The 11,211-nt window shown below is 28.5% G+C and carries 13 protein-coding genes; 4 read left to right on the top strand and 9 right to left on the bottom strand.

Features of this window, described 5'->3' with window-relative positions; genetic code table 11:
* Nucleotides 1-14: 14 nt before the first annotated feature.
* Nucleotides 15-932 (bottom strand): glutaminase A, encoded by a 918-nt coding sequence (glsA, locus tag BR69_RS0106170; RefSeq protein ID WP_027632406.1) that lies wholly within the window; start codon nt 930-932, stop codon nt 15-17.
* A gap of 369 nt (nt 933-1,301) precedes the next feature.
* Between glsA and BR69_RS0106165 the strand changes: the two genes are divergently transcribed.
* Entirely contained in the window at nt 1,302-1,895 is a 594-nt protein-coding gene (locus BR69_RS0106165) for a recombinase family protein (protein ID WP_027632405.1), read from the top strand.
* 82 nt (nt 1,896-1,977) lie between these two features.
* Here BR69_RS0106165 and lgt read toward each other — a convergent pair whose 3' ends face one another.
* Nucleotides 1,978-2,736: a prolipoprotein diacylglyceryl transferase gene (gene lgt / locus BR69_RS0106160; protein ID WP_027632404.1), complete on the bottom strand. Its 759-nt coding sequence runs from the start codon at nt 2,734-2,736 to the stop codon at nt 1,978-1,980.
* Between the two features lie 156 nt (nt 2,737-2,892).
* On the bottom strand, nt 2,893-3,459 hold the full coding sequence (locus BR69_RS0106155) for a hypothetical protein (protein ID WP_027632403.1): 567 nt from the start codon (nt 3,457-3,459) through the stop codon (nt 2,893-2,895).
* Nucleotides 3,460-3,904: 445 nt separating this feature from the next.
* Between BR69_RS0106155 and BR69_RS0106150 the strand changes: the two genes are divergently transcribed.
* Nucleotides 3,905-4,234: a HesB-like protein gene (locus BR69_RS0106150; protein WP_027632402.1), complete on the top strand. Its 330-nt coding sequence runs from the start codon at nt 3,905-3,907 to the stop codon at nt 4,232-4,234.
* A gap of 234 nt (nt 4,235-4,468) precedes the next feature.
* Nucleotides 4,469-4,933 carry a hypothetical protein gene (locus BR69_RS0106145; protein ID WP_027632401.1) on the top strand — a complete coding sequence of 155 codons (465 nt, stop codon included), beginning with the start codon at nt 4,469-4,471 and terminating at the stop codon, nt 4,931-4,933.
* Between the two features lie 246 nt (nt 4,934-5,179).
* On the opposite strand, the gene BR69_RS0106140 is transcribed toward BR69_RS0106145, so the two are convergent.
* On the bottom strand, nt 5,180-5,968 hold the full coding sequence (locus tag BR69_RS0106140; protein WP_027632400.1) for an EFR1 family ferrodoxin: 789 nt from the start codon (nt 5,966-5,968) through the stop codon (nt 5,180-5,182).
* Nucleotides 5,969-6,423: 455 nt separating this feature from the next.
* Between BR69_RS0106140 and BR69_RS0106135 the strand changes: the two genes are divergently transcribed.
* A complete protein-coding gene (locus BR69_RS0106135; protein WP_027632399.1) occupies nt 6,424-7,179 on the top strand; it encodes an exodeoxyribonuclease III in 756 nt (251 codons plus the stop codon).
* Nucleotides 7,180-7,220: 41 nt separating this feature from the next.
* On the opposite strand, the gene BR69_RS0106130 is transcribed toward BR69_RS0106135, so the two are convergent.
* The 5 genes from BR69_RS0106130 to BR69_RS0106110 all read right to left on the bottom strand — a co-directional run bounded on the left by BR69_RS0106130 (nt 7,221) and on the right by BR69_RS0106110 (nt 11,208).
* Nucleotides 7,221-7,883, bottom strand: coding sequence for an MIP family channel protein (locus BR69_RS0106130; RefSeq protein WP_027632398.1), 663 nt, complete (start codon nt 7,881-7,883; stop codon nt 7,221-7,223).
* 167 nt (nt 7,884-8,050) lie between these two features.
* Entirely contained in the window at nt 8,051-8,764 is a 714-nt protein-coding gene (locus tag BR69_RS0106125; protein WP_027632397.1) for an FtsZ/tubulin family protein, read from the bottom strand.
* A 62-nt stretch (nt 8,765-8,826) separates the two neighbouring features.
* Entirely contained in the window at nt 8,827-9,624 is a 798-nt protein-coding gene (locus BR69_RS20055) for a helix-turn-helix domain-containing protein (RefSeq protein ID WP_034849439.1), read from the bottom strand.
* Between the two features lie 280 nt (nt 9,625-9,904).
* Nucleotides 9,905-10,243 (bottom strand): DUF2500 domain-containing protein, encoded by a 339-nt coding sequence (locus BR69_RS0106115; protein WP_027632396.1) that lies wholly within the window; start codon nt 10,241-10,243, stop codon nt 9,905-9,907.
* 92 nt (nt 10,244-10,335) lie between these two features.
* A complete protein-coding gene (locus tag BR69_RS0106110) occupies nt 10,336-11,208 on the bottom strand; it encodes an aminoglycoside 6-adenylyltransferase (RefSeq protein WP_027632395.1) in 873 nt (290 codons plus the stop codon).
* Nucleotides 11,209-11,211: the final 3 nt, after the last annotated feature.

The following is an 11,211-nucleotide window of genomic DNA, read 5'->3' as shown; positions in this document are numbered from 1 at the left end:
AGTTATAATATTTTTTAAAAAATACTTAAATCAAGTTCTTTAGATAATTCTTGAAGGACTTGAATTCCTGCAATGGAATTCCCCTTAGAATCTAAAGCTGGTCCATATACTCCTATGCCCATTCTCCTTGGTACAGAAGCAAGAATTCCTCCTCCTACTCCAGACTTTGCTGGTATTCCTATGTGAACTGCAAATTCTCCTGAGGCATCATACATACCACAAGTTACCATTATGGTTTTTACAATTCTACTAACTTCCCTTGAAATTACTCTCTCTCCACTCCAAGGTATTATTCCATCATTAGCCACCACAGCACCTATTCTAGCTATATCTCTACAGTTTCCCTCAATGGAGCATTGCCTAAAATATAAATCTAGTATTTCTTCTACATCCCCATCAATTAGCCCATTACTCTTCATAAAATAGGCTAATGCTCTATTTCTATTTCCCGTTTGTTTTTCTGATAGATAAACATCTTTATTATATGTTATATTATCATTTCCTGTAATTTTTCTTGTAAACTCTAAAAGCCTTTCTATTTTTTCTTCTAAGGTATTTCCACCTATTAAAGCTGTAGTTGCTATTGCGCCTGCATTTATCATAGGATTGAATGGTTTATGAGGATTTTTTACCTCTAAGCTTACAATAGAGTTAAAACTATCTCCAGTTGGCTCCATTCCTACCTTTGAAAAAACCTCTCTTTGCCCATTGTCAAGAATAGCTAACATAAGACTTATAACTTTTGAAATACTTTGTATGCTAAAGTTTTTTTCAAAGTCTCCAGCTCCATACTCTTTACCATCTAAATTTACAACACAAATTCCTAAATCACTAGGATTTGTTTTAGAAAGCTCCGGTATATAAGAAGCTACATTTCCATCCTTTGTATAGCTAATGTTATTATTAACAAGACTTGTTAGTAAATTTTCCAATTATCTCACTTCCTATTCTATATAATCCCCACAACTTATTATAAAACCTTATGTAATTTTTTAAAAGCTGTTATTTTTTAAATTGCATATGTTTTTTAAAAGCTTATGCCTTTAAAGAATACAAATAAACATCATAATTTATCTTTTATTTTAAATTATAATGTCTAAGTTTCATCCTATATATAGGTTAAAACTTATTTTTTTACAATATTATATTATTTTCTTCAGAATTATTTATATTTTTTATGCTTAAATATTTTTTTATTCTAAAAAATCTATTTTTATTTTAACTTTTGACTTTATTTTCTAAAATATTATGATATTATTAATGTATATACTATACTTTTGTCCTTATGAAAGGGTGGTATTATGTCACACACCAATGATAATAACCAATTTAGATTAATTGGATATATTTGTATTTCTCCTGCCAACACCTATATAGACACCGAAATTCTTGACCTAAGGCATGCACGCTGCCAAAATATATTTAAGGATATTGTTCCCTATTCAAGTAAGGAAAAACCTAATTTTAAGGGTTTACTTTCTACTCTAGAAAAAGGGGACATGGTAGTCGTCCCTTCTATATCAAGAACTGGAAGAGATCTTAAAGATTTATTAGACACTATTAAAGCTATTGAATCAAAAGGATGTTATATTAAGAGTCTTAAAGAAACTTGGTTTAACACTTATACCAATGACAGTAGTCTTATAACTGACATGATTAGTAGTTTTGTAGTCTTTGAGAAAAACCTTCTCCTTGAAAAGCAGCAAGAAGGTGTAAATGATGCCAAAGAACGAGGAGTTAAGTTTGGGCGGAAATTAGATCCATTAGCTGACGTAGATCTAGCTATGAATCTTTATACGGAAGGAAGATATACAGTAACAAAAATTTGCACACTTTGTCATATATCAAGGAACACCTTTTATCGAGAACTTGATAAAAGAGGTTTAGGTAGATAGTATATCCATTAATCTTAGGTGGAGAGATGTTTCTTATTGCAAGTAAAGGTTTAAGCCTATAAGAAAAAAGAAGGAATATAAGTTATTCCTTCTTTTTTCTTATATATATAAGGTATAATATCCATGTTGCTACCCCAAGTAAGCTTACTACCTGTGCTATTCTAAGTGGTCCAACCATTAAACTATCAGTTCTTAACCCTTCAATAAAGAATCTTCCTAATGAATATAATCCTATATAACTAAAAAATACAACACCCTTTGTTTTAATTTTCTTTAACATATATATAAGTATTCCAAATACTATAAGATTCCATATACTTTCATATAAGAAAGTTGGGTGATAATATGTTCCATTAATATACATTCCCTTTTGTATAAATTCTGGGAAAGACTTTATAAATTCATAGGACACAGGTCCCCCATGGGCCTCACTATTAAAAAAGTTTCCCCATCTACCTATAGCTTGAGCAAGAATTATAGAAGGAGCAGCCACATCTACCATAGATAAAAAATCTAACTTTTTAATCCTTGTATAAATTAATGCTGTAGCAAAGGCAGCTATTAAACCACCATGAATAGCAAGTCCCCCATTTCTAATATTAAATACTTCTATTAAATTATCTTTATAATTTTGAAATTCAAAAATTACATAGTATGCTCTGGCACCTATTATTGAAAAAAATAAAGATAATAATGCGCCATCAAAGAGCTTATCATAATCTACATTCCTATACTTACATAAATATTTAGTAAGTATAATACCTATTAACATTCCTGATGAAATAAAGATACCATACCACATAATATCTATTCCAAATAAAGAAAAAGCTACTGGATTCATAAGTACACCTCTTTCAAACCTCTAATTTATTTAAATATTTTCCATTATCTAATTAAATATTTCCTTATCACTAAGTAGAGAAATTGTAAAACCTCTATCCATCTAGGTAAAATTTATTTTCCCCTTAAGGATTAATAGAAACCTCTAAGAAAACTATTATTTGTAACTAATATCCCTAATAAGTAAACTATTGTTTTTAGCTATATTAAGATATGAATTTAGAGCCCTTTCTCCCTTAAAAAACATAGGAAAACTCAAATTATAGTTTCCCCATAAAGCCAAAGGAACTTCTGTAAAATACATAGTTATAAAGAAAATTTCTCTTGTAGATAGTCTAGTTAAAAAAGGAATTAATCCTTCTTCTTCTACAAGAAAATATATGGTATCTTCCTTTAAGGCTTTAAGGTTATCTATGAAAATTAATTTATCATCATAATCTAATAAGTCTAAAATTTTAAGTATGGATTCACTTTCAAGATCCTTTAAATAAAAATCTATTAATATAGGTTTCCTATTGTTAAGAATAAAAGCTTCTTTAACAAAATTAATAAATCTACTCTCATACTTAAGGTTATAATCCTTAAAATCTTCACCATCTTTTGATTCTTCTACTGAAAGAATGCCACTTGTATAATTTTCAAACCCTTCATTTATATTATTAAATTTTATTTTAGATAATATGTTAAACTCTTCCTTAGTTAAAGGCTTTAATATATTACTCATTTAAATTCTTCTCCTTTAAACTCTATTTCCTTATTATAGGGTTTCAATATAAATGATTATCTTATTTATTGAAAGGATATTTGATTTATACTGCTTTAAGTAAAGGTATAAAATAGCTTCAAAACTTAAACCCTATATCTTTAAAGACTTTATAATTATATTTCAAATCTCTACATAAATTATAACTTAAAATATAATTATAAAATTCTATGTTAAATTAAGCTAATATACATAGAATTAAACTTTTCTCTGAATTAAGTTTCAATTTATTATACACTATTACAATAGTATATTAAAATTATGAATTTTTTATGGGTTACCTATTGTTTATTCAAATAGTTGTTTATATATGTATTATTTATTTCAATTTGTTTTATACTAATTATTAGTTTAAAATATAAACAAATAAAGGATAATGGTTATCCACTAGAAAAGAGGTATAAATATGAGTGTTATAAATATAAGCGATGTTGCTTATGATGAATTTAAAGCTTTTCTTGACTCTAACGATGTTAAGGATTATAAAATAAGAATAAACTTAGCTGGATTTGGATGTAGCGGTCCTGCTTTCAACATAACCTTAGGTGGGGATGAAGAAGGAGATATAGTTGAAAAAGTTAAAGATATAACTTTCTTAATAAAGCCTGAACTAATAGATGATTTTAAAGGCTTTACCATAACAGGAACTGCTGAAAATGGTCGTGGATTATCCCTTGAGCCACTTGAAAATGCTGGTGGCGGCTGTGGAAGCTGTGGTGGCGGCTGCGGTCAATAAAAATTTTTACTAAGATTAAACACTAGGTAAAAATTGAATATTTACTTTTATAATGAAATAAATGTAATATAAAACTAAAAGTTTAATATAGTCTATAAAAAGCAAAGAGCTGATGTTATAGTATCAGCTCTTTGCTTTTTAATTTATTAATCTTTAAAACATTCTTATTTTATGTCTAACCCTGTCACCTAACATGGATTTTTCACATATTCTGTACTACAAAGGGTGATTCTTATGAGAAAAGCTTTCACAGAACTAAAAAAACTTTGGAATACTCAATGCCTTGCAACTAGATTAATCTCCTTAATTGGATTAATCCTTTTCTTTCATACCATTATAATATCTTTAACTGGAATTGGTATGAATAATGAAGCATATACAACTATAAAAACTGTTATGGCTTCTATATTTGGATATATATTCGGTGGTAAAGTTATCACAAACAATAATAATATTTATAATAAAAGATTCCAGGTAATATTTACAGGTATAATTGCATTAGGATCTTTAATAGCAATAATCCTATCTCATTGGATATATATGTATGACACTGAAAATCCTGTAGCATTAGAAATAAGAAATACTCTTTTTACTGCTGTAGGTTTTTTAATAAGTAAGGCTGAAAATCAAGAATCAGAAAAACAATGTATGGAAGACAATCATAAGAAGACAGTCCACAATAAAAATAATAAATACTAGTTAAAATATAATATAATTTTTTTGCTTTAGGAGGTAATTTATATTAACTCTCCCCTCCTAAAGCTTTTTAGCTTAACCTCTTATTTATATTAAAGAATTTATATTAAGCTCTAAAGATAATTTCCTATATGTTTTAAAAATTTACCTTTATAACCAATATATTTAATTAACAGCTCTTTTATAATAGATTAAAACTTTTAAATAAATTCTATAAAATAAACTATGTCCTAGCCTATTTCTTCTTTTCTATATTATCTCCATATCCTTTATTTTAACATTAGGATTTTTATATCTTCCCTTTGCCTCGGTTCCTTTTCCATATTGTATTGCTTTTTGAGGACATAGATGGATACAAGCTAAACATTGGGTACACTGTCCCTCCCACCTTGGCTTTTCAGTAACCTTAATAATCTGGCTGTTACATACCTTCTCACATACTCTACAGCTATTACAATTATCATTAGCATAGAATTCTTTTACACTTATTCCCCTCTTATTAAACATAGGATTAACTATAATAGTTAACACTCCCCCCATAAATCCTTTATCTATTTGAAATACTTGATTTTCTTTATTCCTTATTATTTCATTAATAATTTTAACTTTCTCTTTAGCTGCTAAAAGCTTATGTTCCTCTACTTCCTTACTATCTACATTCCCTAAAACTATATAGTTATTAGGCATCTTTATAGAAAATCCACTACTTAGTTTTAATCCATTTTTATTTAAAGCTTTGTCTAAAACCTTCATGGTATTTCCAATATTCTCTCCACAGGTGGCTACTGAAAATATATAGTTATCCTTATAATTTTTAAGCCTTAATTTTTTAATAAATTCAATAACCATAGAAGGTGGTGCCCAAGCATAAACTGGATATATAAATCCTATGGTTTCATTCTCTTCTAAGATATATTCATAGTAATCCTTCCTATCATTCATTACCCTTCCTATAGATACTAATTTTTCTCCTTGGTTTTCTCCAATACTTTTAGCTATGTCTAAAGAGTTTCCAGTGCCTGAAAAATAAAAAATCATAATTATTCCCCCATAATCTTTATATTATTTTATTACCTATTCATTTAATATATAATTCTTTTTTTCTTCCCTATCCTATATTATATATACTATATTATAACTTTTCATATACCTTTATCTAGGTATAACTCTCTATATTAAGGTTTTTCTTTACTTATGTACTTATATTTACATAATAATTATTCTTCCCTAGAATTTTATGATATACTAACTATTGAGAAAGTACTTAATAAATTAATTTTATTTAATACACTTTTTTATTTAAGATAACTTTTATTAAAATATTTCTATACTATAAATATAATTTTATTAATGAAACATATACACTCTTTTATTAAATAATATGTTTATAATGACTTTTTAAAGTATATTTAGATAATATTATATATAGATATACTTTTATATTGATTAATGGTACTTTTATAATTAAGAATTTAACCTAAGGAGCTGATAAAATGAAGAAATTTATATCTTGGAATGTAAATGGAATTAGAGCCTGTGTTCAAAAAGGCTTTTTAGATTTTTTTAATGAAGTGGATGCAGATGCTTTTTGTCTTCAAGAAACAAAACTTCAAGAAGGTCAAATAGAGTTAGATCTTCCTGGATATCATCAATATTGGAACTACGCTGAAAAGAAAGGTTATTCAGGTACAGCTATTTTTACTAAAGAAAAACCTTTATCTGTGTCCATCGGTCTTGGAATAGAGGAGCATGATAATGAAGGTCGTGTGATTACAGCAGAGTTTGATGATTATTACTTAGTAACAGTATATACTCCAAACTCTAAGGAAAAGCTAGCAAGACTTGACTATAGAATGGTTTGGGAAGATGTATTTAGAGCTCACCTAAAAAAACTTGAGGGAACTAAACCTGTAATTGTGTGCGGAGATTTAAATGTAGCTCACAAAGAGATAGACCTTAAAAATCCTAAATCTAATAGAAAAAATGCTGGTTTTAGTGATGAAGAAAGAAGTAAATTCACAGAGCTTTTAGAAGCTGGTTTTACTGATACCTACCGTTACTTTAACCCTGATACTGAAGGGGTTTACAGTTGGTGGAGCTATAGATTTAATGCTAGAAAAAATAACGCTGGTTGGAGAATTGATTACTTCTGTTCTTCTAAGGCTTTAGATTCTAGATTAGTAAGTGCTAAGATACATACAGAAGTTCTAGGTTCTGATCACTGTCCTGTAGAGCTTGTAATAGAATAAAAAAATCCCTCCCTCTAAATTAAGAGGGGGGATTTTTTTACTTATTCTGCTTTTCCATCTTGGAAGTAATAGAAGTTAAGAAGTCCTGCTAATACTCCTCCTATGATTGGAGCAACTATAAATAACCAAAGTTCATTTAAAGCATTACCACCTGCAAATAAAGCTGGTCCTAAGCTTCTAGCTGGATTTACTGATACTCCTGTTATAGGAATACCTACTAAGTGAATCATAGCTAAGGTAAGACCTATAGAAAGACCTGCAAAGTCTCCATTTACTTTCTTAGAAGTAGCACCTAATATAACTAAAACAAATATAAAGGTTGCAAATATCTCAAATATTAATCCTGCTTTTATTCCTACAGCTGTATATAGGTTTTCTCCCATTCCATGGCTACCACCTATTGCCTCTGCTAATGCATAAACAACATAGGCACCTAATGTTCCTCCAATACATTGAGATATAATATATCCTAAAGCATCAGAAGCTTTTATTCTTTTACTTACAAGAGCACCTAATGTAACTGCTGGATTTAAGTGAGCTCCTGAATATTTTCCTAGCCCATAAGCTGCTGCAATTATAGTAAGTCCAAAGGTTATTGCAATACCTGCAAACCCTATTTTATCACCTGCAAATACTGCTGATCCGCAACCAAAGAACACTAATATAGCAGTACCTATTATTTCTGCTACATAACTTTTTTTCATATATATTCCTCCTAATTTTCCCATAAAAAACTACATAAATTACTAAAACTTATTATTTCATTTATATTATGTGGATTTTTTATGATTTTATTCTTGAATTTTCCCTGTATACCCTAAGAGGAATAATGTTTATATTAGATTTTTACTTTATTTATAGATATTATTTACTATAAAACCTGAGTTCCTATAACTACTATTCGTGCACTATCTTTTAACTCATTATTTTCTTCCACTGAAAAAATAAAGTCAGCGCCTTCACACAAAATGTTCTCGCCCTCATCTATTATAAAATCAATATCTTCATCTCTTAGATTTTCATCACCTTGCAAAGAAAAGAATCCTTTCTTTGCTCTTGATAGTATACCTTTGTTATATTCGTTATCAATTTTAAGAGATTCTATTAACTTTTGGAACTTTTCATCTCCTTTAGCTTCTATAATGAACATTGGTGCAAATCCTCCTTCAGTAAAGACATATTTTATGTCATCTAAAGTAGGGTTTTCTTCATCCTCATATCCAATAATCTCCAGTAGTCCTTTAGTGAATTTCACCATTTCTAGAGATTTCTCCTCTTCTCCTTGTATATCTGTAAAGAAAGGTACTATTGTATCTACTTTTCCTAAAAGAGCAGTCATTCTATCTGCATAGAAATTCATATTCCCTTCTTCATAAGGAACTAATAGTAAAGCTATCTTTATTTTATCCTCCATATCATCTACTATCTCACTTATTACTTGAACAGAAAAATCGTCCTCCATATCTCCAAGTAATATAACTATATCTGAATCTTTTTCTTCTTCACTATAAAATCCCTTTTCTAATAAAATATTATAAGCCTTTTCTGGTATTGTACTTGATGAAAATATTTCTATGTTTTTCATTATGTTTCCCCTCTCTATTTGTGCTTTAATAATATTATCTAATCCTAAGTAAGACTATTAACTTACTTTACTATATTTTTATTTTTTATTAGTATTTTTCTTATCCTAAGAACAAATTCTTCCTCTTCACCTAAAATATCGCTAATGAGCTTAGTGTCCATACCTCTTTTAATCATATTTATAGTAGCTGTTAGTTTTGTTCTTATTCCTGATACATCTTGAAAATCTTTGTATCCTATAAGTAATTCTAGATATTCATCATAATCTTTATAACTACCCAAAATATCCTTTAGTATTATTGAGGTATATTTTTTTACATCCTCTTTTGCATTCTTTAATTTTATATCTATTGTATTTAATATAGCTCTTTCTAAATCCTTATGAAAATTAAATTTAAACTTCTCAAATATTGTATGAAAATCTAATGGATTATACTTTTCCCCCAACCTCTCCTTTATTCTATCTTCTTCCTCTAAAATGACTCCCCTAATCCCTTTCTTAACTCCAAAAGAACTTGAGTAATAAAAAAGTTGATGAAATATAATTTCTACACTTGAATTTCTTAAGAAATTCTCTACATGACGATCCTTATTAACCTGTTCATATATTTTATTTCCAAACTCTTCTCCCTCTTTGTATGGAACTGGATCTAGCTGAAGGTTATCCCCTATAGGCAAATCCCAAAAGTCTAAGTCTAGAAAATTTATAAGCTTTGTTATAATATCTAAACTAGGCTCTCTTTGATTTTGTTCATATTTAGCTATGGTATGCTTACTAACCCCTATCTCTTCTCCTAATTGATCTTGGGTCAAACCCTTTTCCTTACGAGCATTTTTTAACACTTCACCCAATGTATTCATATAACCACCTCTACAACATAATAACACGTATTGGGTTTATAATTGAATATACTTTTTCAAATCAACCCATAAAGGGCGAGTTCATATGTTCCATCTTATTATGGGTGATAACGCTTTAATTCTTTATAGTATAAAATTTATTATATATTTTTAATATTTCTATTGCAATTAATTTATTTTAGTGTTATTATAAATATGCAGTTGGTACTTAACAGTGCTAATTACAGAAGCTTAGCCTACCTTCGCCGGGGGCTAAGCTTCTTCTATTTTTATCAGACTTCTATTTCTCTACTTCTCCATTATCCCATTGAAATTTTAGGAATCGTGTACCTTGAAAAGTTAAAATTCCCCACTGATATTCTGAAATATTTCTAAATATACGGCCTCCAACATTAAAACTAACTTCACTACCAGTATCTAATTGAAATACTAATATTAATGTTTCGTTTGTTGTCATAACCCCATTAACATCAGTATGAGTATGCCTGTCTCTTTTTTTCTTAATAAGTGGTGCTTTTGTAGATACAATAGGTGAATTTTCATTTTTAATATAAGTGGTAATTCCTTTAACTATTATTAAAACTAAGATAATAAAAAACAGCATTTCAAACCCAAGCATATAAATTTCCCCCAATTTATAAAATCAATCTATTAAGTTATATGAAGATTAAACTTATATTAACAAATCTCTTCTCTAAAATAACCTTCCTACTACCCATTTTCCATTGTTTTTTCTTCTTTCATTGCATTAAGATATTCCATAATATTTTCTGCTTCATCCTTAAAATATTCAAACTTAAAATACATTGCCACCTTAGATTCAATTTCATGAAAAAACTTACACGTTTCAAAAAACTTATCCCAGATATCATTATATGTGCCATTAGGAAATAAGTTTGTAAATCTATCCATATCCTTTTTACTAAGATATCTCTTTAAATACTTGTAGTGTTTTCCTATTGAAACTGAGAAATCATAATCAATTCCGATTTTCCACTTTAGCATTTTTAAAAACATATTCATTTCATATCCTTCCATAAGAGACTTAACAAACATAAATTCTTCTCTACATAAACCTTTTCCAACATTTATACTTAACCACCAAAATTCATTACAGCAATCCTTAAACTCTTCTGCTGTTGGTTTTTGAATATAATAATAATTACCAACTTCAATAGTATCTAATCCATCTATTTTATCCTTATCAAGTAAGATAACTCTAGGTTCTCTATCCTTTATTGTATCTTGAATATTTCTTATATCTATAAGGGTCAAATCAATTCTATTACCATCCTTAAATTGCATCAAGTATGTAAATGATTCAGTGCTATTATAATCATATGAATGGTTGTACCAATCAACAGGTTTTTGCATAATTAATAAATCTCCAAAACCATCTAACCATTGTTCATTGTTTGTAAATGATCTAATGTCTTTAACAATATAAACAATATCAAAGTCTGAATACTTATCATGTGTTGCATTAGGGTCTATTCTTGAACCAGACATATATACAGCACGGATCCTACCATCTTCCTTGGCAGTCTTCAATATAGAATCCATAATTTCTTCTTCGCTTCTCATATT

Source organism: Clostridium hydrogeniformans DSM 21757 (assembly GCF_000686705.1).
GTDB classification, from domain to species: Bacteria; Bacillota; Clostridia; order Clostridiales; family Clostridiaceae; genus Clostridium_Z; species Clostridium_Z hydrogeniformans.
The sequence above is the reverse complement of the archived record's forward strand: the minus strand, read 5'-3'. Positions and strand labels throughout refer to the sequence as shown.